Origin of the sequence: Winogradskyella alexanderae (assembly GCF_020166335.1) — a bacterium.
GTDB classification, from domain to species: Bacteria; Bacteroidota; Bacteroidia; order Flavobacteriales; family Flavobacteriaceae; genus Winogradskyella; species Winogradskyella alexanderae.
The window spans coordinates 413,032-438,904 of the sequence record NZ_JAIUJR010000002.1 but is presented as its reverse complement, the minus strand read 5'-3'; the positions used below and the strand labels follow the sequence as shown (position 1 = coordinate 438,904).

The following is a 25,873-nucleotide window of genomic DNA, read 5'->3' as shown; positions in this document are numbered from 1 at the left end:
TTTGGGACAAGCCTTACAACTAATCAAGATTACCGTAAATAGCGGATTAAAATATGGAAGAAAAGAAGTTAGATATTAATTCAATAATAGGATTCATCTTAATTTTTGGAATTCTCTTATACATCATGTATCAGAATCAACCTACTCCAGAGGAAATTGAAGCACAAAAGAAAGCGGAGCAGGAGCAGGTAGAAGCCGAGCCTAAATCAAGTAGTAAGCAGAACGAAGCAATCGTTACGACAGCTGAAGATTACACAAACACTCAAAATTTAGATTCTACACAACGCGTAGCATTACATAATAAATTAGGCGCATTCTCATATGCATTAACCCAATCAACTAATCTAGAGAAAACAAAGGTTGAAACCGATGTTTTTAAACTTACTTTCAATAATACTGGCGGTCATTTGGCCGAGGTAGAGCTGAAAAATTTTGTAGACTATGATTCTGTACCAATTTATTTGGTTAAGGACAATAACAGTAACTTTAATATTACTTTTGGTACTTCAGATAATCGAATTTTTAATACTCAGGATCTGCCCTTTCAACCATTTGTAACAAAAAGTGGTGAGAATACAATTGTATCTATGAAACTTAAGGTTTCAGAAAGTGCGTTTCTCGAGTATCGTTACGAGCTGAAACCCGATGACTACATGATTGATTTCTCCATTCGATCACAAGGTTTAAGTGGCGTCTTCAATACTTCCCAGCCTATTAATCTAGATTGGAGACAAAAAAATATTCGCCATGCTAAAAGTATTAGTTACGAGAACAGGTATACACGTTTAACTTACATGTATGATGGTGATAAGGTTGATAAGTTATCCCAGATGGGAGATGATGATGAAACTGTTAATGATTTATCTTGGTTATCCTACAGACAGCACTTTTTCAGTACCATACTAGTAGCTGGAGAGGGTACATTTAATGATGTAGCTATAACTTCTACTGACTTGGTGGAGGATGAAGAAGTTGATACACTTTTTACAAAAAAATATACGGCAAAAATGCCTTTGGCATTCAAAGGTGGCGAACTTAATGAGAGTTTTGGCCTTTACTATGGGCCAACAGACAGTAAGGTTTTAAAAACCTACGGTAAGAATCTTGAAGATAGTATACCTTTTGGTTGGGGAATTTTTGGCTGGATAAACAAGGCATTATTTATACCATTATTTGGTTGGTTAAGTGGTTTCTTACCCTACGGTATCGCCATTATTGTTATGACCATTTTGGTTAAAATATTATTGTCTTTCGTGCAGTATAAGCAATTCCTCTCTCAGGCTAAAATGAAAATATTAAAACCAGAACTCGATGCCATAAGACAAAAGTATAAGGACAATAAATTAAAGGCACAGCAAGAAACGATGGCTTTACAAAGTAAAGCTGGTGCAAGTCCACTAAGTGGTTGTTTGCCTGGTTTAATGCAAATACCAGTATTTTATGCCTTATTTATGTTTTTTCCAACTGCCTTTGATTTGAGACAAAAAAGCTTTTTGTGGGCAGACGATTTAAGTTCTTATGACTCTATTTTCGACTTACCATTTAATATACCATTTTACGGTGATCATGTAAGCTTATTCCCAATTTTGGCGGCAATAGCGATTTTCTTTTATATGAAAATGACTACTGGCCAACAAATGGCAACTCAGGCCCCTCAACAAGAGGGAATGCCAGACATGGGTAAAATGATGAAGTATATGATTTATTTCTCACCTTTGTTAATGTTAGTGTTCTTCAACAATTACGCCTCAGGACTAAGTTTATATTATTTTATTTCTAACTTAATTAGTATCGGTATAATGTTGGTAATAAAGAACTACATTATAGATGAAGATAAAGTACTTGCTAAAATAGAGGTAAGTAAGAGCAAGCCTAAGAAGGAAAACAGATTCCAAAGAAAGATGAAAGAAATGATGGAGCAAGCGGAGCAACAGAAGCAAATACAACAGCGTAAAAAGAAAAAATAGTATAATTAATTATTTTATAAACGACCTCAACAGAAATGTTGAGGTTTTTTTAGTCGTATGAATAGGCTTTATATAAGAAAACAGACACATCAAGCTTATATTATAAACGCGTATACAACTTAGAAAAGGATTGAAAATCATTGCTATGAACCACCAGCTAACTATGACGATTTAAAAGTCCTATCCTTTACATTTCGATATGGATGGGAGAAAAGTCATCGGTTTGCAATAGGACCTTAGAACGCATGTATGGTTATACACACCAGTTCAACAAAAAGGGATAATATAGGGATTGTGATAATGTTGGAGCGACGTTAATTACTGGCAATGAACATGGTGATAAAAATTGTGCTATGAACATATTATTTTTCTTATAAAATATTGGTTATACAATTCCACCACAGCCAGACGGTAGTTGGATAGGAGAAGCTAACCCAGGGCCATCAAATAGTGATGAAGGATCAGGGGTCCAGAAAATTATTTTACAAATAGAAATACCACATTTTTAGTTTGGAATTGTTTGCATTTAGCGAGAATGCTCAAATATAATGGTGGTGTACCTGCTTATGGGAACTTACCAGATGAATGGCAGGCAGGTTGCAGAGCTGGTTTTGATAGTCCAGAACATAAGAGATAGTTAGTAGAGCGTATCTTTTAAAAAAAGCAAACCCGGACTTTTGTCCGGGTTTCACTACTAACTAAATCAATCAATATAAAAATGAGGTAATCAGCCTCGACTTTCCTTAATTATAGACTTGGTAATATCACTCTATCAACAACGTGTACTACACCATTAATCCCTTGTATGTTTACTAATGTTGTTACGATATTAGTTACTCTGTCATTAGGGTCTGTTAATGTAAACGCACTGTTGTCTACTATTAAGTCTGTTCCACCAATTGTTGAAACAGTACCGTTTGGTAAACCTGAAGATTGTACATTTCCGCTTACTATATGTGCTAATAATACAGCATCAGTTGTTGCTGCATTTAATTCGCCTTGACCTTCACCGAAGCCAGTTAAGTTCAATTCTGCTAGTACATTTACAAATGCATCATTAGTTGGAGCAAATACAGTTAAAGGTGCACCTTCTTCGTCAAAAACAGTATCCACATATGGTACGGTTGGTGTTCCTTCATCATCAGCATAGATTAACGCATCTACCAAAATAGATAGAGCCGGATTTGACGTTGCAAATGTCCCTATGGTTGGTAATTCAATTACGTCATCAACAATGTGTATTACTCCGTTTGTAGCCGTATTATCAGCGTCTGTTACTTCTGAGTCGCCATTTATAACTACTCCATTTGTTGTTGAAAAATATAAGCTTAAGTTTTCTCCATTTGGTCCAGTCGCACCTGTATTCGTATATCCAGATCCTGCGGCAACTAAATCAGTAGATAATAAATTATCACCGATGATGACATGGTTTAATAAAATATTAGTTACAACTGCTTCTTGTTCCGTTGTTAAATTATCTAAATCAATGCCTTCTTCGGTTAAGAATGCTGTAAATGCGTCATTAGATGGAGCAAATACTGTAAATGGTCCAGTTCCTTGTAAAGTACTTACTAATCCTGTTGCTTCTAAAGCAGCAGCTAAAGAGGTTAAGTTGTTTTCTAAAGCAACATCAACTACTGTAGTAGCCTGTACACCGTTACCGTTATTGTCGTCGTCGTCACTGCATGCAGTAAGACCAAATACCAAAAATAATACTGGTATTAATTTGATTGTTTTTGAAATAAATTTCATTTTTTTAAGTTTTTAAATTTGTTCAACATTGCACAAACGTTTGTTACATTTGTTTAACAAAAATATAAAATGATTAAACAAACAATAATATTCACGTTAATTTTTACAATAACTTTAACAACTTGTTTAGGACAACAATCCGTCAATCAGTACGATAAAAACGGTGAACGCCACGGATACTGGACTAAAAACTATGATGGGACAGATCAGAAACGGTATGAAGGTAATTTTATAAACGGTAAGGAAGTAGGTACTTTTAAGTTTTATAAACTCAAAGATGGTAAAAGTGTGCTTAGTGCAACAAAAGAATTCAATGAAAGCGACGATATTGCCAAGGTAACATTTTACACTTCTGCAAAAAAGATTGTAAGTCATGGTAAAATGATCAGAAAGAATTTTATTGGTAAATGGATTTATTATCATAATAATTCTGATGCAATTATGATCGAAGAGCATTACAATGACAAAGGTTTGCTAGATGGGAAACGATTGGTTTATTATGAAAATGGCAACATTGCAGAAGACACGTATTACAAGAATGGAAAACTAAATGGGGAAGCGCAATGGTATACTAAAGCCAAGCAATATATCAGGACCGTAGAATATCTAAATGGTGAGCGCCATGGACAAACAATAAATTACGACGGTAAGGGCAATAGGGCTTCTGAAGGGATGTTTCAAAAAGACCAAAAGGTTGGTGTTTGGAAATATTATAAAGATGGTGTACTTTCCAAAGAAATAGATCATACTATAAATAAAGTGGTCTATGATAAGGATTAATAATGAAAAATTTCCTAAAAGCTTTTTGTATAATTTTTTTGTGTTTGTCTTGCGCAAAGAAGAATGTGAACCTAAAATCAAGTCAAATCACAAAAATTGATAGCATATCAAATTTAAAGGAACTACAAGATTTTGTAAAAACCGTGGACTCCTCGTTAATTGGATTTATCTGTATTCCACCACATGAGTACAAAAAAGTAGAACTTGCAAATTCAACTTTAAAACAACAATTAGATTCTTTAATACCAAAAACTGACTACATTAAGGCAGATTTTGATGGCAATGGGTTAAATGATTTGGTAATAACAGGAACATCTAATTTTTCCTTCAATGCCTTGGCAATTTTAGACCAAGGGGCTAACAATTATAAAGTCTTATCCTTAGTACCGTCCCACAGCATTGAACAATTTCCAATCTACACAAAATTGCTTCAAAAAAATGATTTATCCTTAGTAGAAATATATCGGAAAAATTCAGTTTTTGGAGGAAAGGAATTCATTAAATCAACTATGGTTTTTAAAAGCGGTAGTTTTATTGAATATGTGGAACGAACAGCAGATTACCAGATTGAAAAAATTGAATTTGGGACTACCGGCTGTTTTGGTACTTGCCCAGTTTTTGATTTAATCTTATTTCCTCGTGAAAAATCCAAATTTCACGCTAAATATTACAATTTTAAAAACACTCCTCAAAACGAAGATAAGGAGGAGGGTGTTTTTGAAACTGTCCTTAATCCTTCAGATTTCGAAGCTATTGTAAAATTGATGAATGAAGTTAATATCAAAGAACTCGAAAATAGTTATAAGGTTGGATGGACGGACGACCAAACCTCAGTGCTAAAAGTCTATTTTTCTGATGGTTCTTTTAAGTTCATTCAAGATTATGGCATGCGCGGCACACTTGGTTTACAATTACTTTACGAGAAACTACTAGCACTGCGCTTTAATCAAGATTGGAAGCCTTTGTAGTACTACTTTTTTTGATAATTACTGTCTTTTAAAGTGTATTTAATTTCGGTTTAGTATGCTGATATAAAATGCTTTTTTTATTTGTAATTTTGCTTCGGTTTTTGAGACAAAGTAGACATGAAACGCGTTATTGTTGGACTTTCTGGTGGTGTTGACTCTAGTGTTGCGGCCTATTTATTAAAGGAGCAAGGTTATGAGGTTATTGGATTATTTATGAAAAACTGGCATGATGACTCTGTGACAATATCAGACGAATGCCCTTGGTTAGAAGATAGTAACGATGCCATGCTGGTTGCCGATAAATTGGGTATTCCTTTTCAAACTGTAGATTTAAGCGTCCAATACAAAGAACGGATTGTAGATTATATGTTTAGCGAGTACGAGAAAGGACGTACACCTAATCCAGATGTATTATGTAACCGTGAAATTAAGTTCGATGTCTTTATGGACATTGCTATGGAACTCGGAGCCGATTATGTTGCTACCGGTCATTATTGCCGAAAGGGTTCTATTAATAAGGATGGCGAAACCATATACCAATTACTATCTGGAGTGGATGGTAATAAAGATCAATCGTATTTTCTTTGTCAATTATCACAGACGCAATTGGCAAAAGCTTTATTTCCGATTGGTGAATTGACAAAACCAGAAGTTAGGGAAATCGCTAAGAACCAAGACTTAATTACGGCTGAAAAGAAAGATTCTCAAGGTCTTTGTTTCATAGGAAAGGTACGTTTACCTGAATTTTTACAACAGCAATTAAAACCCAAAGAGGGTGTTATTGTTGAAGTGGACGAATCATTTCCAGCATATCAGCAAAAAATTCCACAGTTTGAAACCAAAGAGAACGAATTGGCTTACTTTTCAACCAAACCATCGTATAGCTTATCTGATGGAAAAATAGTTGGGAAGCACCAAGGTGCACACTATTTTACTAAAGGTCAACGCAAAGGCCTAGCTGTAGGTGGAACTAAAGAACCCTTGTTTGTTATTGAAACTGATGTAGATGAAAACGTCATTTACACTGGCCAAGGTAAAAACCATCCAGGTTTGTTAAGAAATGTTCTTTTTGTCACGAATGATGAATTACATTGGATTAGAGAAGATTTAGCATTGAACAACGGTGAAACCATGGCGGTTAAAGCACGAATTAGATACAGACAACCCTTGGAAGAGGCTACCTTACATAAGGTGCATAATGGACTTTATGTAGAATTTAAAAACAAACAATCTGCCATAACCGAAGGTCAGTTCGTTGCTTGGTACATTGAGGAAGAATTAGTCGGTTCAGGCGTAATTTCTTAACTTGCAATAAAAGAAAAGCCATGTTTAGAAATATATGCATGCTTTTATTGCTTCAAATTTCAATAACTGCAACAGCGCAACAAGATGCTTGGGTTTATTTGACCGACAAAGCAAATGTTGCTTCATCTTTGGCAAATCCAATTACTATTCTTACCCAAAAAGCAATCGACCGCAAACAACAGTACAGTATTGCGATTGATGAGCGTGATGTACCTGTTAACGAAGTCTATATTAGCAATCTAAAAACACAGACAGGAATAACCGTTATGGCTAAATCCAAATGGTTTAATGCAGTTCATGTCAGAGGAACAGAAGCAGATATTAATGCGCTTAATGCGTTATCTTATGTAGATAGTATTGATTTTGCAGACAAAAGTCTCAATTCTGGATCTCGTGACTACCACGCACAGGATAAATACGACAGTGTCGAAGTGCAAGAAGTTTTTACTTATGGTAGTACCCAGAATCAAGTAGAAATGATTAATGCTGATAATCTTCACCTAGAGGACTTTACAGGTGAAGGTATAACTATCGCTGTTATGGATTCTGGTTTTCCAAATGTAAATACTTTGGGTGCCTTTCAGCGTTTACGTGATAATGGTCATTTGCTAGATGGCTATGATTTTGTAACAAGAAATACAGATGTGTATGCGAATACCACAAGTTCGCATGGAACACGTGTGCTGAGTGATATGGCAGGTTTTATACAAGACCAATTTGTGGGTACCGCTCCTGATGCATCGTATTATTTGTTCTTAACTGAAGATGTGTCTAGCGAAAATCCTGTTGAGGAAAGTTACTGGGTAGAAGCCGCAGAACGTGCTGATAGTCTCGGTGTTGATATAATAAATACCTCATTAGGCTATCGCGTCTTTGATAATAGTAATTATGATTACACACCTGCTGATATGAATGGTCAAGTGGCCTTTATATCTAAAGGTGCTTCTATAGCAGTTGAAAAAGGAATCTTAGTGGTGGTTAGTGCTGGTAATGCTGGAGCAACAACATGGCAAACGGTTGGTGCTCCTGCTGATTCGCCAGACGTGCTTTCTGTTGGTGCAGTTGATGCAAATGGTAATTATGTTGCTTTTAGTAGCCAAGGTGGTGCAGCACAAGTGGGTTACCAAAAGCCAGATGTCGTCGCTAGAGGAGGAGCTGCATTTGTGGTAGATCAAAATAATACTATAACACAAAATAATGGTACTTCGTTTAGTAGTCCTATACTTTGTGGTGGTATTGCATCTCTATGGCAAGCCATTCCAGATGCTTCACCAACCGAAGTTATGGATTATGTAAGGCAATCTGCGTCTCAGTACACTGCACCAGATGATTTATTGGGTTACGGAATTCCGGATTTAGACCTGGCAAGAAGTATTGCCTTATCTGTGGATGAAGATCTCATACCAGAGTTTTCAGTTTATCCAAATCCAGTTGGAGATGAATTAAATATTCAATTCCCAGTGGATGATATTAGTGCTGAACTTAATATCTACAACCAACTAGGACAACGAATTTTAAATACAAACGTAGCCAACAATTTTAATACGGTTGATGTTTCGTTTATGGCTCCAGGACTCTTTATTTTAGAACTTAATTCTGAAGGAACTACGAAAACCTACAAGTTCATCAAGCGATAGCGATAAAAATTTTAGGAAGACGACCTAGGACAATTTTATGTGAAAAATAAATTGAAGATTGCCATCTGTTCGAGTGTCCCAATTGTTCTTGGGATGTATCGAGAACCCTTTGCACTTTAATTCTAATTCTCGATAAAATTTCTCTCATTTACATTCGTGAAATTCACTCGAATTGACGAATTTTATGACCAAATGAAATGTCATTACGAGGATTTCGATAATAATCGAGAGACGTGGCAATCTCATTTTACATGAAGCAAATACCTATGAAAAACAGAATAACCCAACTTTTCAATATTGATCACCCAATAATACAAGCTGGAATGATCTGGAATAGTGGATGGCGCTTAGCATCGGCTTCGAGTAATGCAGGAATTCTTGGGCTTATTGGTGCAGGATCTATGTATCCAGAAGTATTACGAGAGCATATTCAGAAATGCAAAAATGCTACAGAAAAACCCTTTGGTGTTAATGTACCGATGCTATATCCCAATATTAAGGAGATTATGGACATCATTGTTGAGGAAGGCGTAAAAATTGTCTTTACTTCTGCAGGAAATCCAAAAACTTGGACGAAATGGTTACAAGATAAAGGTATTAAGGTTGTTCATGTTGTGAGTAGTGTTAAGTTTGCTTTAAAAGCTCAAGATGCTGGTGTAGATGCTGTGGTTGCTGAAGGCTTTGAAGCAGGTGGTCATAATGGGCGTGACGAAACAACTACCTTAACTTTGATTCCTATGGTAAAGGAACATCTCAAAATTCCATTAATTGCTGCTGGTGGTATTGCAACAGGAAGAGCCATGCTCGCCTGTATGGTTTTAGGTGCAGATGGTGTGCAGGTTGGAAGCCGATTTGTAGCAAGCGAGGAATCTTCTGCACATCCCGATTTTAAAAAGGTTGTAGTTGATGCGAAAGAAGGGGATACACAACTCACCTTAAAGGAATTGGCACCAGTACGCTTAATAAAAAATAAGTTTTACAACCAAGTGCAAGAACTCTACAAAACCGCACCAACACTAGAGCAGTTAAAAGAACTTTTGGGTAGAGCACGAGCCAAGCGTGGTATGTTTGAAGGTGATTTGGATGATGGCGAACTCGAAATAGGCCAAATCTCGGGATTGATTCACGACATTAAACCAGTAGCGACCATTGTAAACGATATGCTGACCGAGTTTGAACTTGCTAAAAATGACTTGTCCAAACTTTGATAGAATGAAACAGTTACTTCTATGTTTGTGTGTTCTAATAAGCAGCTTAGTTTTTAGCCAAGAGCAATTTGTAATTACAGAAGACGGTCTATCACCACGCTTTATAGCAATAGATGTTGAAAGTAACACCTACACAAAAGTGCTAGATTGGCTTGTAGCCAACATGGAAAACTACGACATTACTATTGTTGAGACTATTGAAAACAAAAGCATACAATTTACTAGCGAAAAAGGCAATGCTACCAATTTAGACAAGCAATATTTTAATGCCAAGTATGGCATCATACTACATTTTACGACTAACCAATTTACATTTGAACCAACAGCCATAGACCTAAAGCAGAATAGCAAATACGACATGGGTTGGAAACCAATTGACCTGAACGCTGGAGCACCATACTTTAAAAACGGAAAACCCATTAGAAAGTTTAGAGCCTATCTCTATGGAATAGTGGCTCCGCTAAATAGCCTATCTTTAAAATTAATGACTAATTAAATAGGGTACCAAAGCGTTTATAAACTTAGTATAAGCAGGAAAAATTGCTTTTGTTTTTGTACCTTCTTAGCTACAATTAACAACTAATCTCTAAGCTAATGCATAGGTTTGTAGCGCAGTGTTTTATAATTCTTTTATGTTTAGGCTGTCAATCGGAAAAGACATTAAAGACCTTAGATGAAGAAGATACCAATAACTGGGCCTTTCCCTATTTTGAGAAAGTAGATAGTTTAAATCCAATTTTAAAGCCATCGGCATTTTTACAGTTTCAGGATCCAATTAGCTTAGATACGGTGAATTGGGAAGAGCGCAATGTACTTAATCCTACTGCTGTTGTAAAAAATGATACTGTATTTTTAATGTATAGAGCACAAGACAAACTAGGTACCTCAAGAATTGGTATGGCCGTGAGTACAGACGGTCTTAACTTTACGAAAATGCCAGAACCCGTGTTTTACCCGGACAAGGATGCCATGAAGGTCTATGAGTGGAATTACAAAAAGGACGCCAGCCAACAGAATAATACAGAAGATTGCTATTTCTGTTATTTTGATGGTGTGGAAGACCCAAGAATTGTAGAAAGCGAGGATGGCAACTATTTTATGACCTACACGGCTTACGATGGTAAAACGGCAAGACTCTCCATAGCCTCTTCCAAAGATTTAAAGATTTGGACCAAACACGGTTTGGTAATGAAAACCGACGCATACAAAGATGTATGGTCTAAGGCCGGAGCCATTGTGGGTGAACTCAAAGGCGACAAAATAGTAGCCAAAAAAATAAACGGAAAGTATTGGATGTATTTTGGTGATACCAATATATTCATGGCCAATTCTAATGACCTTAGAGATTGGGAGGTGGTTGAAAATGAGGAGTACCAAAGACGAATTTCTGTACTACACCCAAGACCAGGCTATTTTGATAGTAGATTGGTAGAACCAGGACCTTATGCACTTTATAAAGACAGTGGTATTTTGCTTATTTATAATGCCAGTAATGCTAATAGTAATAATGATAGTAATTTACCAGATTTTACATATGCGGCGGGACAAGCCTTATTCGATAAAAACGAACCTTACAAGTTAATAGACAGAACAGAGAGTTACTTTATCTATCCTGATAAGGACTATGAAAAGGTGGGAGAGGTCAATGAAGTTTGCTTTGTTGAAGGTCTTGTATATTTTAAAGAAAAATGGTTTTTGTACTATGGAACCGCAGATTCTAAAATTGCTGTTGCTGTCTACGAATAACTCATATCAATACCATGTTTCCTAGTTCAAAACCACTACTTTTGCGCCATGGTTTTGAGAAACTATACCAAAGAGTTTAAATATAATCTTAGGCTAGCATCTCCAGTTATTTTGGGTATGCTTGGGCACACCTTTGTTAGCTTTATAGATAACGTTATGGTAGGGCAACTCGGTGCGGCAGAGTTGGCTGCTGTATCATTGGGCAATAGCTTTATTTTTATTGCCATGTCGCTAGGTATTGGCTTTTCTACAGCCATAACACCATTAGTAGCAGAAGCAGATGCAGAAAATAATTTTGGTAAGGGGAAGTCCGTATTTAAGCATGGCTTTTTTCTCTGCTCTGTTTTGGGTTTTGTATTGTTTTTATTACTTCTATTGGCCAAACCTTTAATGACTGTTATGGATCAGCCAGAGGAAGTGGTTACTCTTGCTATTCCATATTTGGATTTGGTGGCTTTTTCATTGGTGCCTTTAATTATGTTTCAGGCTTTTAAACAGTTTAGTGATGGTATGTCACTTACCAAATACCCAATGTATGCGACCTTATTGGCTAATGTGCTTAATGTGATCATAAACTATGTTCTCATCTTTGGTAAGTTCGGCTTTCCGCAATTGGGTATTGTTGGTGCAGCAGTTGGTACCTTGGTATCACGCATAGTCATGCTGTTCTTTTTATGGTGGTTATTGGCCAAACGTGATAAGTCCAGAAACTATGTTACCAATATCAAATACTTTAAACTTAGTAGTCAGCCAATAAAGAAATTGATCAATCTTGGTTTGCCTTCTGCCATGCAGATGTTCTTTGAAGTGGCCATTTTTACGGTTGCTATTTGGCTTTCAGGCATATTGGGCAAAAACGCTCAAGCGGCTAATCAGATTGCACTTAACTTGGCCTCCATGACCTTTATGGTGGCTATGGGATTAAGTGTGGCTTCCATGATTCGAGTAGGCAATCAAAAAGGACTTAAGGATTTTGTGAACCTACGACGTATAGCGGAGTCCATCTTTTTTGTAGGGACCATCTTTGCTGTAATATTTGCCCTATTCTTTGTAGTCTTCCACCAATACCTGCCACATCTTTATGTGAACTTGGATGATGCTACGGAACTAAACGATATCACTGAGGTAATCGAGATCGCTTCAAACTTGTTATTGGCAGCAGCTGTCTTTCAAATTAGTGACAGTTTACAGGTCATCGTTTTGGGTGCTTTACGTGGCTTACAGGATGTTAAGATTCCAACCTTAATTACATTTATTGCCTATTGGGTGATTGGATTCCCAATTAGCTATTTCTTAGGTAAGGAAGACGCCTACGGTAGTTTGGGTATTTGGATTGGTCTTATAGCAGGACTTACCTCTGCGGCAATTTTATTGTTTTTAAGGTTTAATTATCTCACAAAGCGTTTAATTTTGCAAAAAGACAATAACTAACATGGAATTACCAAAGTTTATTTTAGGCGACAATACGGATTATCCTGATGCGATTTTTATCATCCATACAGAGTTTCCTAGATTCATTCTTAATTTACAAAACGATGAGGTAGAGTGGTTCGAAGAGTTTGATCAACATGATCAAAAAGAGCTCGAAACCGAAGCTGAAAATTATATAATACAAGCCACAGCGTTTTACGATAGGGAGGTACAACGCTACGAAGACTAATGATAGACCAACTACTAGAACTAGATAAAGAATTATTTTTATTTCTTAACAATTTAGGGAGTGAGACCTGGGATACACTTTGGCTGGTCATCACAAACAAACTAACCTTTATTCCGCTCTATGCTATTTTACTATTTCTTATTTTCAAAAAGTATGGGTTAAAACCATTCCTCATGATGATTTTGGTTATTGCAGTAATGATAACGTTCACTGATCAAATTACCAACGTATTTAAGGATGGTTTTATGCGCGCTAGGCCTTGTAGAGCAGATGGCGTTTCCGATTTTGCACGTTTTGTGGCAGAGCGTTGTGGCAAATATGGTTTCTTTTCTGGCCATTCGTCCAACTCTATGGCAGCGGCTGTTTTCGGTGGTCTTGTCCTCAGACCCTTTTTTAAAAAGCTGATTTTCGTTTTACTCTTCTGGAGTTTCATTGTTGCATACAGCAGAATTTATGTAGGTGTGCACTATCCTTTGGATATTATTTGTGGTATGGCATTTGGTGCACTTTCAGGGTTTATGTTTTATAAACTCAATGGTTATCTCCAAAAGCGCTTTATTCCTTCCGAGTAAGTTTGTAAACGTTATTTACTAATCGGCTTTTATGGGATTTTGAACCCTCCTCAGTGAAATTAGTATCGTAAGTTTTAATATATTCTATATTGTAAAGTTTATCTAGAGTCTCAATGGAGATAGGATTAGTTTTGGTTGCAATGACATAAAATTGGGATTCATCCGGAATTAAAACACCATCTTCCTTACTGATACTGGGAATCTTATCGCCATAGTTATAAATGACCTCAGGAGCAATATAATTTAAGCTGTACAAAGGCAGGGAATTATTGGCCAATTCTGAAACAGGATTGTAATTTTCCTGAATTTTTAATTGTGCTAATGGAAGCGCAAATAGACCCAGACTGAGCATAAATAAGATGGTCAAATAAAAAACTGTCTTAATCTTCTTTTGTTTCAGTCTAACAAGAATAAGTACGCCTATAATAGCTAAAACTACTGCGCAAATAATAAACTTAACTAACATTAGACCACTGTTAAATGGTCCCAAAAAGAAAGCCAATGTACCAAATAGAAGTGCAACCGTTGCTATTAATCCAAACTGAAAGTAAACTACAAAGGTCTCTTTTTTGTCTTTAAGTGATTTAAACTCACGAATTAAATAATCAAGATAAAACCCAATATTTATGGCTAAAGGAATAAGTACTGGCATTAAATAACGTGATTTTTTTTCTGGAATGATAGATAATAAGATTACCGCTATAATGGTCCAAAAGAAACTAAATCTATAGGCTTTAAGGTTAGTAACCCGAGTTTTCATGTAAGGGTATAGCAAACTCATAAGTGCTGGTATAGTCCAGATGCCGCTTTGTGCAAAAAAGCTCCAATAATAATAAAATGGTCTTACGTTATAACTACTCCAGTTTGAGGTTTCACGAGTTGCAATAGCAGTAAATGTCTCAGGATCGGCAATACGGACATGAAAATACCACCACCCTCCAAGAGCAATTCCAAATATTAGCAAACTAAATAGTTTTAAGAAATGTGAAATACTACCTATTAACCTATAAGCTATTCCATATGCCATAATAAAAGATAAAAGGAGCACATATAAGGGCACAGGGCCTTTAGACAAAATTGAACATGCTAAAAAGACAATAAACAAAATACTATTTAATAATGTTGTTTTTTGATTTTTAAACAGTTGAAACAGATTAAACAAAGCTAAAAGCATAAAACCATGTGCATAAATATCCCAAGGTCCTTCAATTGTGATTCCAATCACATAAAATGATGTGATGACAATAAAACCATTGATTAGGCTATGGGATTTATTTAGTTCCATTTTCGTTGATAACTTATAGATAGAAATACCAACAATAGCAACAAAAAGAAGTGCTGGCCAACGTAGCGCTAGGACAGATTTAATACCAAACAAAAATCCAAAAAAAGCTGTTATCCACGTTGGAAGAGGTGGCTTTTCGTAACGTGCTTCGCCATTCATGGTGGTTAGTATCCAATTACCATCAGTAAGCATTTCTCTGGCACTTATAAAATTTCTAGCTTCCATAATGCTCACCGGAAGGTTATCAACAGTAAAACCAAGCATTACTATGACAAAAAGGAGTAAACTCAAAACCGGATATTTCTCAACCTGTCTAATCATTAGTCTTACGGATAAGATAGGCATTACGCGAGTAAATGAGTAGTCCAAACAAATGCCCTACAAATAGAACTGGATCTTCACGTATAATGGCGTAGGTTAAGATTAATCCAGCACCTATTAAGCTCAATACCCAAAAGCCCATAGGTAGCGTTGATTCCTTTTGCCTTTCTGAGTGAATCCATTGGTATATAAAACGAAGCGTAAAAATTATCTGTGCTATGATACCCAGGATCAGCAACCACAGTGGAATTGCTTCATTCTTAAACAGTAGCTCAATATCAATTTTATTATTGTTGTAATAATAGATAACTATACCCGCAGGAACAACCAGCAAAAACCAACGTGCCACTTTAGGAAATTTTTGCCACTGCCCTTGCAACTGCAAATTTCTTATGTAGACAAAATAAGTGATACTTTGCCCTAGCATAATAGCAAAGTCTAGTCTCAAATAACCGTATACAAAAAGTAAGAAGGATGCTATCAGACTTAACGTCCAAAAGATGCTCGGCGTAATAACTTTACGCTGTTTTTCTGACGTGATCCATTGTATGATTAATCGAGAGGAAAAAAGTATCTGAGCTAAAAATCCAATGCTGTAAATAATCCAGTCTTTCAAATTGAAGGTTTTATTTACTCGATTTTTCGATCTCGTAGTTAATATACTTTTTCTTCATCCATAAATAGGCAAAACAATCCATCAACGGACCAAGAAGACGATTCCAAAGTCCAAATTTGGCCTTGCCTGCGAGTCTTGGAAAATGTCTAACAGGAATCTGTATAATTCGTCCATTTTGTAAAAGTATCATCGCTGGTAAAAAGCGATGTAGTCCTCTAAACATTGGAATGCGTTTTGCATTAGCTGTTCGTATTACTTTTAGAGGACAACCTGTATCATCCATACCATCGTGAGTGAAAGCGCGCCTTATACCATTTGCGATTTTAGACGAAACATTTTTCACAAACGAATCTTTACGATTAGAACGTACACCTGTGACGAGTTCAAAGGAATCAATATGTTCTAAAAGTAAATTGAAATCTTCTGGTGCTGTTTGGAGATCGGAATCTATATAGCCCACTAATTCGCTATTTGCATGGTCAAATCCAGCTTTAATAGCTGCACTTAAGCCACAATTCTTTTTAAAAGAAATAAAATCAAAATGTTCATTTCGCTCACAAATAGATTGTATTAAAGCCTTACTATTATCTGATGAACCGTCATTGACAAAAAGTACCGAAGTGGGTACTGACGCAATTTTTAAATAATTTTTGAGCTCAGTCTCTAGGCGCTCTAAGTTATCCTCTTCATTATAGACTGGAACAATAATTGTAAATTTATACGTCATGAATGTCTTGGCTTACAAGGCGTAAAAATATAGATTTTTTACAACTCGGTGGGAACCATTTTTCGGAAGTCTCAAATAGACTAGCTTTTTTACAGTTGAAGTAAATATTCTGCTGCCACAAAAGGAGTTGTTTTACCTGCTTCGACAAGAGCAAGTTGCTTGTCTAATTCAGTTTTTATCTTTTTAGAATTATAGAAGTTAGACTTTAAGCGTTCGTCTATAGTTTGTAACAGCCAAAACTTATTTTGGTTGTTTCTATTATGTTCAAAATAGTTAGTAGACTTTGTTTTCTCTAGGTATTCTGAAATAAGTTCCCAAATCTCAGAAATTCCGCTTTGATTTAATGCACTGCAAAGCGATACTTTTGGCAACCAACCGGAATCCTTTTCTGGATAAAGGTGTAACGCCCTATTAAATTCTACTTTGGCTGCTTTGGCTGCTTTTAAGTTATCACCATCAGCTTTATTGATAACTATAGCATCTGCCATTTCGATTATGCCACGTTTAATACCTTGGAGTTCGTCACCCGCTCCAGCAAGTTTCAATAACAGGAAAAAGTCTACCATGCTATGTACGGCTGTTTCGCTCTGGCCAACACCTACGGTTTCTATCATAATGGTATCAAATCCTGCTGCTTCACATAGAATAATGGTTTCGCGTGTTTTTCGCGCAACACCACCAAGCGAATTACCAGAAGGCGAAGGTCTAATAAAGGCATTTTGGTTTTTTACCAAGTCTTCCATACGGGTTTTATCACCCAGTATACTGCCTTTACTAAGGGTGCTACTAGGGTCAACAGCTAGAACTGCAATTTTTTTTCCAAGATTCGTCAAATGGGTGCCGAAAGCTTCAATAAAGGTACTTTTGCCTACACCTGGTACACCTGTAATTCCTATTCTTATAGATTTGTTGGCATATGGTAAACATGCTGTAATGATTTCGTTGGCTTTTTGGTTATGAGTAGGGTTGGTACTTTCTACTAATGTAATAGCACGGCTCAGAGCCGTAATATCGCTTTTAATTATTCCTTCAACTAAAGATGCTACAGATGGTTGCTTTTGGCGTTTGGCTTTTATGGATTTTGCAGATACACTATTAAGAACTTCTGGAGGTATAATACCCTTTTGTTCTTGCAAAGCAGATTTATATTTTGGATTTTTTTTTGACAAAACAGTTTAATTTAGGACTTTCTTGTCCAAGGCTTCAATAGGAATTTCAATTAAGGTCTTATCCCAAGCCATGGTTAGTTTGAGTTTGCCTGTGGTGTTATCAAAAGCAATGGTAAATTTCTCAACAGTGTCTTCTAATTCCTTGACCTGTGTCTCTAGCTCAATTGCATCATAATTTGGGTCCCACATGGGCTCCATTTTTTCATTGACGCCCCATTCATACTGGCGAGTGTTAAACATGACTTTCCAAGAGGTCTCCATGGGTACCGTCCAAACAGTATATTTGCCTTTAGCTAGTCGCATCCCATTAATCTCCAAATCTTTATTTGTCTCAAAAGTAGTTGCTTCGTTAGCTCCTGTACGCCAAACCTTGTTAAATGGCACAAGTGCTCCGAAAATCTCACGTTCACGTTTGGAGGGACGGTTATACTCTACTTTTAGGTTTAAATCGTTCAACTCGATTTTTGCAGTATCCTTTGGACTTAGACGCGGAGAAAAGATATTTTCTACAAATGCTGAATACAAAAGCAGACCAATTGCCACAATGGCTAGAAAAATAAGTAGGCGCTTAAGAAAATTGTTCATTAATAGGAGTTTTAATATTAAGTTAAAGATAAATCAATTGCATAAATTTATAAGGTTCAAACGCCTAATTTTAAGCAAATCTTATAATTTCTAAAAAATTTAATTTTTTTTGCAACACTTAATTTTTTGTCTCGTCTTTAAAATGAAATTAGTTTGAAAACGTAATTATAGTTCAACAAATTTGTCTCGATTGTCGAGAGCATCAACCAAAACCAAAAAAAATCAACACGTTTCAGATTCATATTGTTGAAAAATGTAAACAGAATGATCGGCAAGCTCAAATGCAACTATACAATCAGTATTGCAATGGCATGCTAGCAGTAGCGCTGCGTTTTGTAGGCGATACTATGGAAGCTGAGGATATTGTACAAGAGGCATTTATCAGAGCATTTGCAAAATTAGAACAGTACAAAGCCGAGGTAAGTTTTGGAGCGTGGTTAAAGCGTATTGTTGTAAACAGATGTATTGATGTGCTTAAATCCAAAAAACAGCGTCTGGTTGAACTTGAAGAGCATCAATTAAATATTGTTGATGCAAGTTATGAAGGCGAATGGTTGGTTGAAGATAACATTACCATTGATGATGTAAAGGATGCAATTGAGCAATTACCCGAAAAGTATAAATATGTCGTAATGCTATACTTAATTGAGGGATACGATCATCAAGAAATTTCGGAAATACTAAACATATCCGAAGTCGCATCTCGGACCCAATTGTCGAGAGGCAAACAAAAATTACAGGTTGTTTTAAAATCAGATAAAAATGGCACAAGATCTTAGAGAACTATTTAAAAAAGAAGAAGGCAAAAAATTGGTACAGATGTCTGAAGGTCACGAGGCGCGTTTTTTGAACCTTTTAGATAAGGAGCTTCCGAATAAGAAAAAATCGAGTCATTTTGGATTCTTAAATATGGCAGCAAGTGTTATAATATTATTAGGACTTAGTTACGGTGCATTTCAGTTTATGAAATCAACCTCCACTGACAATTCGGTTGAAGAAACTGTAGTTGATAACATAAAATCCCTAGGCGATGTGTCGCCAGATCTAAAAAAAGTTGAGGATTATTATTTAGCAAGTATTAACCTAGAGTTGTCTAAAGTTAAACTAACAAGTGAAAATAAGGATTTAGTGGATGGTTACATTGAGCGCCTTAAAGAACTAAATGAGGAATATAATTTGCTAACCAAGGAGTTAAATGATAATGGCCCTAATGAAGAAACGTTAGATGCCTTAATTTCCAATTTAAAATTTAGATTAAATCTGGTAATGCGCCTTAAGGATAAGCTGAGTGAATATAACAAAGACGTCTTTATACAGGAAAGTATATAATCAATTAAATAAAATCAAAAAACGAACAGTTAAATTAAAAATCATGAACACAATTAAAATTTTAGCATTGTGCTTAATAACCAGTATTGGGTTTGCACAGAACAAAATGACTAAAACTTCACAGTCTATTAAGGTAAATAAAGATGTAGTCGTTGACCTTAATACTAATTACGTTGAAATTGAAATCGATACTTGGAATAGAGATATTGTTGAGATTGAAGCTTATATTGAGAGTAATGTACTATCTGATGAAGATTTAGAGCGCGCATTAGAAGCTTGGAATTTAGATATTAGCGGAACCAACGATAAAGTGGTTATTACCTCTACAGGAGGAAAATCAGTGGGTCTTTTTGGTGAGGCAGATTATGCCGATTTACTAAAAGATCTTGAATATCGATTAGCTGACCTTCCGGAAATTCCTGAGTTAGCCAGCCTACCAAATATTCCAGAAATGGAAGATATGCCACCATTACCTAAAATACCTGAGATGCCAGAATTTCCTGAACTTCCAGAAATACCAAACGCTATTACAACAATTAAGTTTGACTATGACAGGTACAAGAAGGAGGGTGAAAAGTATTTACAGGAGTGGAGCAAGAAATATGAGAAAGAAGGTGGTAAAGAACTTAGAGATAAAATGGAACAATGGGCAAAGGACTTTGCAGATTCTGGATTCAAGGAAAAGATGGAAAAGTGGGGTGAGGAATATGGAATGCGCTTTGATAAGGAATGGGCAAAGGATATGGAGAAATGGGGAGAGAAATTTGGAGAAAAGTATGCTAAGGATATGGAAAAGTGGAGCGAGGAGTTTGGTGAAAAACTTGGAAAGGAATGGGCCGAAAAAATGGAAGCTTGGGGTGAACGATTTGGAAAAGAATGGGAGAGAAAAGCACAACAAATAGAGCGAGATGCAGAACGTCAGGCAAGATTGGCTGAGCGAGAAGCTACAATCGCTGAGCGAACAGCAGAACGTGCAACACAAATAGCAGAGCGTAAAGCAGAAATGGAAGAAAGAAGAAAGGAGATGAAAGAAAGGCGTGAAGTTATTTTCGCTAAGCGTTTTGATAGTGGAAGCAACAGTAAAATAAAGAAGGTGATTAAAATTAAAATCCCGAAAAAAGCGAAGCTAAAGACCAATATAAGGCATGGCGAATTAAAACTATCATCTGTTATACATAATATGAGTGGTGATATATCACATTCTTTTTTAGTAGCAGAAAACATTGATGGAGGAGATACCTCCATCAATGTATCCTATTCACCAGTGATAATAGATAGTTGGAATGTAGGTACATTAACGCTAAACTTTGTAGATAAAGCTCAAATAAAAAATGTGAATGATTTAATTTTAAATGCAAAGTCTTCAAATATTAATATTGAACAACTTTCAAATACTGGTATTATTGACGGTAGTTTTGGAGACTTGACTATTTCTAATTTATCGGAGACCTTTAGAAATCTCAATTTAGTTTTGGAAAACAGTGACGCCTATGTGAACTTGCCAAAAAACACTAGTTATAGTTTGCATTATAAGGGCAATAGATCTAAATACAATAATGAACCTACCAACCAAAAAACAATTAGAAACTATCCTGAAGGTAGTAGCACTGATAAAACCATAATTGTAAATGCTAAGTATAGCAATGTTATTATAGATTAAATCCCTTTAGCGTTCTAATGTTAAAGGGTTAATTCTAACATTTTTTTGATGTTTTCCATGAAATAGATACCTATTTTTATGGAAATTTTTGTTTTTATGGCCCTTAATGAATTTCAAGATTTATTAAAATCAATTGTGCCTCATTCTTTATTGCCTTCCTATATTACTCCTACAGATTATGTTCCGTTGAATTTATCAGTTGAAAACAAAGAATTAAAATCTGTAAATGTTGGTTCTGTACAAGATTTACAGAACTATGTTTGGCATATTATGGCAAAGAATACTGGTAAAGTTGCTTATGGTGGTTATTTAGAAAAGCGCGGTATATACAAACGTAGCGATTATTTTAATCAAGAGGACCCAAATACTGAGCGAAACATTCACTTAGGCATTGATTTATGGATAGATGCAGGTACACCAATTTATGCTCCTCTATCTGGAACACTACACAGTTTTAATAATAACACCAATTTTGGAGACTATGGTCCTTGTATAATCCTTAAACATCAGATTAAAGAATTAGAATTTTTTACGCTTTATGGTCATTTAAGCCTAGAATCCCTTAGTAATAAAGAAATTGGAAAACAGATTGAAAAAGGTGAGCCATTTGCTACATTGGGTACTGCTGAAGTTAATGGTACGTATCCACCACATTTACATTTTCAGATAATAAAGGATATCCAAGATTATAAAGGTGATTACCCAGGAGTTTCAAATATTTTAAATCTACAATTCTATAAAGACAATTGTCCCGATCCTAATCTCCTCCTAAAAATCAACTAAAATTATTTGTATACCACATACTTGTAAACAACGAAGCGAAGCGGCGCCAAAATGCCTATGGTAATTACTGTGGCAATCAAATAATTGATTCTTAAGTAGATTCCAATGTTATACAAAAGATTGGCCAGAACATAAAACGTGAAAATTGTTGCGACGAAGCTGACTAATTTTCTCTTGCTGTGAGTGGTGTTAAATAAATATTTCATTTGTATGAAGTAGAGCAAAACATATAAAACTCCATAGACGATAAAGAAAGAAACAGATTCGTTAAACTTGAAGTAATCAACCAGGATGTAAAGGCTGATAAATACGTAAGAATAACTTATTAAGCTAATTTTCACATACTTAATAAGCTGAATAATTGTAGCCTTAGTTATCTTTTTCAAAATATTGTTTCTTTTGGTAATAAAGAATTTTCTCTTGATTTTTTCTAATCCTTCCTAACATGTCCGCCATAAGAGCATAAACAGCCAATAAGAGCGACATCCCAACAAGGGCTAGTCCGATAATCCCTAAACTTTTGTAAGGTGTAATATTCCCTGTTTGTATCCAATGTATAAGTACAAAACCACCAAATATTAATCCTACAAAAAGAATAGCCATCGCAATGGAACCAAAAAAATACAGTGGTTTATAATCTTTAAGGCATTTAAATATTATAGAGGAGGTTTTAAACGCATATTTTGTTAGGCTATTTGCTACCCTAGATACTCTATTATCAAAATAGGTTACGTTTACGGGAATTTGCGCCAAACGGTATCCTTTATTGGCAAGGTCTAAAATCGTTTCGTGTGTATATGTAAAGCTACCATCTAAATTTAGATTGAGTAAGCAATCTTTACTATAAGCCCTAAATCCGCAAGACGCATCCTTTATTTTAGTTCTGCTAACAAAGCTCACTATTTTACTTATGCCTTTATTACCCCAATATTTTAGTTTTGGCATGCCATTAGGCCTTCCATTACTAAATCGATTTCCTATTGTGAAATCAACTTCGTTAGTAATAATTGGCGCTATCATTTCTTGAATTTGACAGGCATCAAATTGCCCATCTGCATCTACACTTACTAATATCTCGACACCTTGTTTTAGAGTATAGTCTACTGCAGTATGAAAAGCGCTTCCAACCCCTTTATTATAATTATGACTTATAACTGATGCACCTGCTTCTAAAGCCTCAGATTCAGTATTATCTGAACTCCCATCATTGATAACCAATAGTTCAATTTCAGTAACCATATCTAATTGTTTTGGAACTGATTTTAAAACCGCTTTGATTGTTTTTCCCTCATTAAGGGCTGGCATGTAAATAATTACCTTTGTTTCGCTCATTAAACTTAAAGATATCGGTTTAGTATTAAATAATCGAGTCTAAATTCATTGATTATATAAATTATACATAAGGTATATATTCCATATATAATCCACTTTTCTGAAATCTCAAATTTTTGGATGAGGTAATAAAAGCCTAGTAAATATCCTGGAAGAAGAATAAGCCAATATCTGCTAAATCCTGTACCTGCAAATATTAACCCCAACATTGTGAGTATAATGGCTGTTGCAAGAATTTTTTCTCCAAGCATTAGTTTTCTACTGAAGTACCCTGCTAAAAAAGCAAAAACCAGTCCAATGCTCAACCAGTAATTTCTGTAGCTATCAATTGGAACGAACAACGATGCAAAAGCAGGAATACCATTGACTTTTCTTACCTCCTCATGTTTTATTAAACCTAATCCTGCCTTAATGTTATAGACTATAGGATTTTCACTTTTAAACCTTTTAAAATAACTGACTTCTTCAGAAGTTACTTCTTGTTCTATAATGTAAACATATTTAGCCCAAAATAAAACAGGTATGCTAAAAACAACGCAATAAAGCCCTAGTTTATATATTGACTTAGCACCTTGAGCTTTATAATAACGATAAAGGTTGTAAACTATAATAACACCTAATACAGCATAGAGGTATCTTGTTAAAACTAAAATCACAAAAAACAGCAACATTTTAATAAAATGGCCTGTTTTTATGTTTGCTGTGGCATAGTACATAAAACCCCAAAAACTGAACATTAAAATTCCTTCAGGATACAATCTACCGTAAAAAGCAATACCTATTGGATTAACTGCAGACAAGGCAACTAGAGCAAAAACTATTTTTTGGCCTAGTTCCAAATTTGAAAGAAACAAAAACAAATATCTAAAGCCTAGTATTGCAAAGACAACATGTAATATTTTGTGTAATATTATACCAATAATTGGGCTAGCAGTTGTTTTAAAAAATGCAACAATAAAAGGAATAGTAGGTGTGACAGTTGAAGGGTAATCTTTTAGATAATATTTTCCATTTAATAAATTAGAAGCTATTTTGTAATAGGTATTCTCATCTGCAATTAAAGGCATTATTAAGGATCTAAGTGATGAGAGGATACTTAGAAAAATGATTAAGGAAAATAACTTATGATTTTTTATAAATGAAATAACCTTCACTACGAGTTAATACAATTGATGAAATCTTTTCAAGGGAGCAAACACGGTAGAAAGATAGTAAATAAACAAAGTAAAGCTTATCCCTGTTTAATAAACTTATCAATATCGTTCATGGCATAAGCTTTCTCAAAGTCTTTCAAGCCAATAGAACCACCTTCAATAGAGTCGTAATCCATGGTAATAAGCCATTCGCCATCAATTTTTTTGAACAATACATAAAACTGTCCACAATAGTTTTGTTTGTCTGGTTTTCCTTTATTAACAGTTAACTGATAAATACCGCGCTAACTTGCAGAATCATCATTATTAATTCGTTCAAAAAACCTAAGCTCAATCGTGTTAGAAATTCCAGTTTCTTTATTTCGCCTAAATCTATTCTTGTAATTATTTATAAAAGTATCATAATCAAAAATAGATTTACCACCCGAAATTCTCATTAAATCTTTACTGTGGATTTATGCCATTAACGTATAATCTAATGTATCAAAGGCCTCATAAAATTTATTCCAAGTTTTATTTATTTCTATCAGATTCTGATTTGATTGTCCAAAACATAAATAGGAAAACAAAACAAGCCACAAAAAGTTTAGAAGCTTTGTCATTTTAACTCAGGTCCCTTTATATTTGGTTTTTGCCAAGTTGTCTGCCTAAAAGAAACCCTGCAATAGCAAATAATCCGTCGGATAGTGTAAACCATAACTCTTTTGGAAGCATCACTATATTAAACATCGTTGCGGCCAACATTAAAGCACCAACAATATAACTTGGCACCAATGATTTTTTCGATATCATTGCTGCAACCAGCATACCAACAACGATACCTGCAAAATGGGCAATCACAACAAATATCTTAGAACCCATCGGAATTTGATCCATGTTATTTTTTATCCACTCCATGTCCATTGGATTTCCACCTTCAGGGAGAGGAAAAAGACTGTGGCCAATTAAAGTTTCAAAGATGTAAACGGTAATCGAGGCAACGATAAAGCCAACAATAGTAGCAAGGATATTTTTCATGTTTAATTGATTTAGTTAGTGCCCTTAAATTAATAAAAATTACCTTGATAAGGTTTTAGGCAAGATACTTGATAAGGTTTTAGGCAAGATATTAGAGCCATAAAACTAGCTGAAATGTGACTTTTATATAGTTTTAGTGTCTTATTATTAGAGGATGCAAAAATCATCCTTAATTAATGAAACATAAAGTAAATCCTTAAACGCGGATCACTAAAAAGAAACATTAATTCCGAATATAAAATATTAACGGTCAATAGACCATGATAAAAAAATCCTGACGAAACTCATCAGGATTTTATT

26 protein-coding genes are annotated in these 25,873 nt (G+C 35.2%); 15 read left to right on the top strand and 11 right to left on the bottom strand.

Annotated features, from left to right (window positions below):
* The first annotated feature begins 53 nt into the window (after positions 1–53).
* Positions 54–1,967 (top strand): membrane protein insertase YidC, encoded by a 1,914-nt coding sequence (gene yidC / locus LBU54_RS05460; RefSeq protein ID WP_224526910.1) that lies wholly within the window; start codon positions 54–56, stop codon positions 1,965–1,967.
* Positions 1,968–2,714: 747 nt separating this feature from the next.
* Here yidC and LBU54_RS05455 read toward each other — a convergent pair.
* Positions 2,715–3,719, bottom strand: a complete 1,005-nt coding sequence (locus tag LBU54_RS05455; RefSeq protein WP_224526907.1) for a fasciclin domain-containing protein — start codon at positions 3,717–3,719, stop codon at positions 2,715–2,717.
* A gap of 69 nt (positions 3,720–3,788) precedes the next feature.
* Here LBU54_RS05455 and LBU54_RS05450 point away from each other — a divergent pair, with 69 nt between their 5' ends.
* The 10 genes from LBU54_RS05450 to LBU54_RS05405 all read left to right on the top strand — a co-directional run bounded on the left by LBU54_RS05450 (position 3,789) and on the right by LBU54_RS05405 (position 13,595).
* Positions 3,789–4,499: a toxin-antitoxin system YwqK family antitoxin gene (locus LBU54_RS05450; RefSeq protein WP_224526905.1), complete on the top strand. Its 711-nt coding sequence runs from the start codon at positions 3,789–3,791 to the stop codon at positions 4,497–4,499.
* A 2-nt stretch (positions 4,500–4,501) separates the two neighbouring features.
* Positions 4,502–5,467, top strand: coding sequence for a DUF6438 domain-containing protein (locus tag LBU54_RS05445; protein WP_224526902.1), 966 nt, complete (start codon positions 4,502–4,504; stop codon positions 5,465–5,467).
* 117 nt (positions 5,468–5,584) lie between these two features.
* Positions 5,585–6,772 (top strand): tRNA 2-thiouridine(34) synthase MnmA, encoded by a 1,188-nt coding sequence (mnmA, locus tag LBU54_RS05440; protein ID WP_224526899.1) that lies wholly within the window; start codon positions 5,585–5,587, stop codon positions 6,770–6,772.
* A gap of 20 nt (positions 6,773–6,792) precedes the next feature.
* Positions 6,793–8,409, top strand: a complete 1,617-nt coding sequence (locus LBU54_RS05435) for a S8 family serine peptidase (protein WP_224526896.1) — start codon at positions 6,793–6,795, stop codon at positions 8,407–8,409.
* Between the two features lie 251 nt (positions 8,410–8,660).
* On the top strand, positions 8,661–9,617 hold the full coding sequence (locus LBU54_RS05430; RefSeq protein ID WP_224526893.1) for an NAD(P)H-dependent flavin oxidoreductase: 957 nt from the start codon (positions 8,661–8,663) through the stop codon (positions 9,615–9,617).
* A gap of 4 nt (positions 9,618–9,621) precedes the next feature.
* Positions 9,622–10,113, top strand: a complete 492-nt coding sequence (locus LBU54_RS05425; protein ID WP_224526889.1) for a hypothetical protein — start codon at positions 9,622–9,624, stop codon at positions 10,111–10,113.
* A gap of 98 nt (positions 10,114–10,211) precedes the next feature.
* Positions 10,212–11,363: a glycoside hydrolase family 130 protein gene (locus LBU54_RS05420; RefSeq protein ID WP_224526887.1), complete on the top strand. Its 1,152-nt coding sequence runs from the start codon at positions 10,212–10,214 to the stop codon at positions 11,361–11,363.
* Positions 11,364–11,411: 48 nt separating this feature from the next.
* Positions 11,412–12,794, top strand: a complete 1,383-nt coding sequence (locus LBU54_RS05415) for an MATE family efflux transporter (RefSeq protein WP_224526884.1) — start codon at positions 11,412–11,414, stop codon at positions 12,792–12,794.
* 1 nt (position 12,795) lies between these two features.
* Entirely contained in the window at positions 12,796–13,023 is a 228-nt protein-coding gene (locus tag LBU54_RS05410; protein ID WP_224526881.1) for a hypothetical protein, read from the top strand.
* The gene (locus tag LBU54_RS05405) at positions 13,023–13,595 is read left to right on the top strand and encodes a phosphatase PAP2 family protein (RefSeq protein ID WP_224526878.1); all 573 of its coding nucleotides are present in this window, start codon (positions 13,023–13,025) and stop codon (positions 13,593–13,595) included. The genes LBU54_RS05410 and LBU54_RS05405 overlap by 1 nt, the downstream gene beginning before the upstream one ends.
* Here the strand turns inward: LBU54_RS05405 and LBU54_RS05400 are convergent.
* The 5 genes from LBU54_RS05400 to LBU54_RS05380 form a co-directional block, all read right to left on the bottom strand.
* Positions 13,579–15,201, bottom strand: coding sequence for an ArnT family glycosyltransferase (locus LBU54_RS05400; protein ID WP_224526875.1), 1,623 nt, complete (start codon positions 15,199–15,201; stop codon positions 13,579–13,581). The genes LBU54_RS05405 and LBU54_RS05400 overlap by 17 nt on opposite strands.
* Positions 15,194–15,817, bottom strand: coding sequence for a lipid-A-disaccharide synthase N-terminal domain-containing protein (locus tag LBU54_RS05395; RefSeq protein WP_224526873.1), 624 nt, complete (start codon positions 15,815–15,817; stop codon positions 15,194–15,196). Before LBU54_RS05395 ends, LBU54_RS05400 begins: the two co-directional genes overlap by 8 nt.
* Before the next feature lie 10 nt (positions 15,818–15,827).
* The gene (locus LBU54_RS05390) at positions 15,828–16,544 is read right to left on the bottom strand and encodes a glycosyltransferase family 2 protein (RefSeq protein ID WP_224526871.1); all 717 of its coding nucleotides are present in this window, start codon (positions 16,542–16,544) and stop codon (positions 15,828–15,830) included.
* An 89-nt stretch (positions 16,545–16,633) separates the two neighbouring features.
* Positions 16,634–17,713 (bottom strand): methylmalonyl Co-A mutase-associated GTPase MeaB, encoded by a 1,080-nt coding sequence (gene meaB / locus LBU54_RS05385; RefSeq protein ID WP_224526869.1) that lies wholly within the window; start codon positions 17,711–17,713, stop codon positions 16,634–16,636.
* A gap of 6 nt (positions 17,714–17,719) precedes the next feature.
* On the bottom strand, positions 17,720–18,298 hold the full coding sequence (locus LBU54_RS05380; RefSeq protein ID WP_224526867.1) for a DUF2911 domain-containing protein: 579 nt from the start codon (positions 18,296–18,298) through the stop codon (positions 17,720–17,722).
* 221 nt (positions 18,299–18,519) lie between these two features.
* Here LBU54_RS05380 and LBU54_RS05375 point away from each other — a divergent pair, with 221 nt between their 5' ends.
* The 4 genes from LBU54_RS05375 (at position 18,520) to LBU54_RS05360 (ending at position 22,070) form a co-directional block, all read left to right on the top strand.
* The gene (locus tag LBU54_RS05375; protein WP_224527065.1) at positions 18,520–19,077 is read left to right on the top strand and encodes an RNA polymerase sigma factor; all 558 of its coding nucleotides are present in this window, start codon (positions 18,520–18,522) and stop codon (positions 19,075–19,077) included.
* On the top strand, positions 19,061–19,627 hold the full coding sequence (locus tag LBU54_RS05370; RefSeq protein WP_224526865.1) for a hypothetical protein: 567 nt from the start codon (positions 19,061–19,063) through the stop codon (positions 19,625–19,627). Before LBU54_RS05375 ends, LBU54_RS05370 begins: the two co-directional genes overlap by 17 nt.
* A gap of 43 nt (positions 19,628–19,670) precedes the next feature.
* Positions 19,671–21,287 carry a CCDC174 family protein gene (locus LBU54_RS05365; protein WP_224526864.1) on the top strand — a complete coding sequence of 539 codons (1,617 nt, stop codon included), beginning with the start codon at positions 19,671–19,673 and terminating at the stop codon, positions 21,285–21,287.
* A gap of 78 nt (positions 21,288–21,365) precedes the next feature.
* Positions 21,366–22,070, top strand: a complete 705-nt coding sequence (locus LBU54_RS05360; protein ID WP_224526862.1) for a peptidoglycan DD-metalloendopeptidase family protein — start codon at positions 21,366–21,368, stop codon at positions 22,068–22,070.
* A 369-nt stretch (positions 22,071–22,439) separates the two neighbouring features.
* On the opposite strand, the gene LBU54_RS05355 is transcribed toward LBU54_RS05360, so the two are convergent.
* From LBU54_RS05355 to LBU54_RS05340, 5 genes are all read right to left on the bottom strand, one after another.
* The gene (locus tag LBU54_RS05355; RefSeq protein WP_224526860.1) at positions 22,440–23,402 is read right to left on the bottom strand and encodes a glycosyltransferase family 2 protein; all 963 of its coding nucleotides are present in this window, start codon (positions 23,400–23,402) and stop codon (positions 22,440–22,442) included.
* A gap of 5 nt (positions 23,403–23,407) precedes the next feature.
* On the bottom strand, positions 23,408–24,469 hold the full coding sequence (locus tag LBU54_RS05350) for a hypothetical protein (RefSeq protein ID WP_224526859.1): 1,062 nt from the start codon (positions 24,467–24,469) through the stop codon (positions 23,408–23,410).
* 164 nt (positions 24,470–24,633) lie between these two features.
* Positions 24,634–24,768: a hypothetical protein gene (locus LBU54_RS15375; protein WP_262899729.1), complete on the bottom strand. Its 135-nt coding sequence runs from the start codon at positions 24,766–24,768 to the stop codon at positions 24,634–24,636.
* Between the two features lie 72 nt (positions 24,769–24,840).
* Positions 24,841–24,993, bottom strand: a complete 153-nt coding sequence (locus LBU54_RS05345) for a hypothetical protein (RefSeq protein ID WP_224526855.1) — start codon at positions 24,991–24,993, stop codon at positions 24,841–24,843.
* 181 nt (positions 24,994–25,174) lie between these two features.
* On the bottom strand, positions 25,175–25,573 hold the full coding sequence (locus LBU54_RS05340) for a hypothetical protein (protein WP_224526852.1): 399 nt from the start codon (positions 25,571–25,573) through the stop codon (positions 25,175–25,177).
* Positions 25,574–25,873 lie beyond the last annotated feature (300 nt).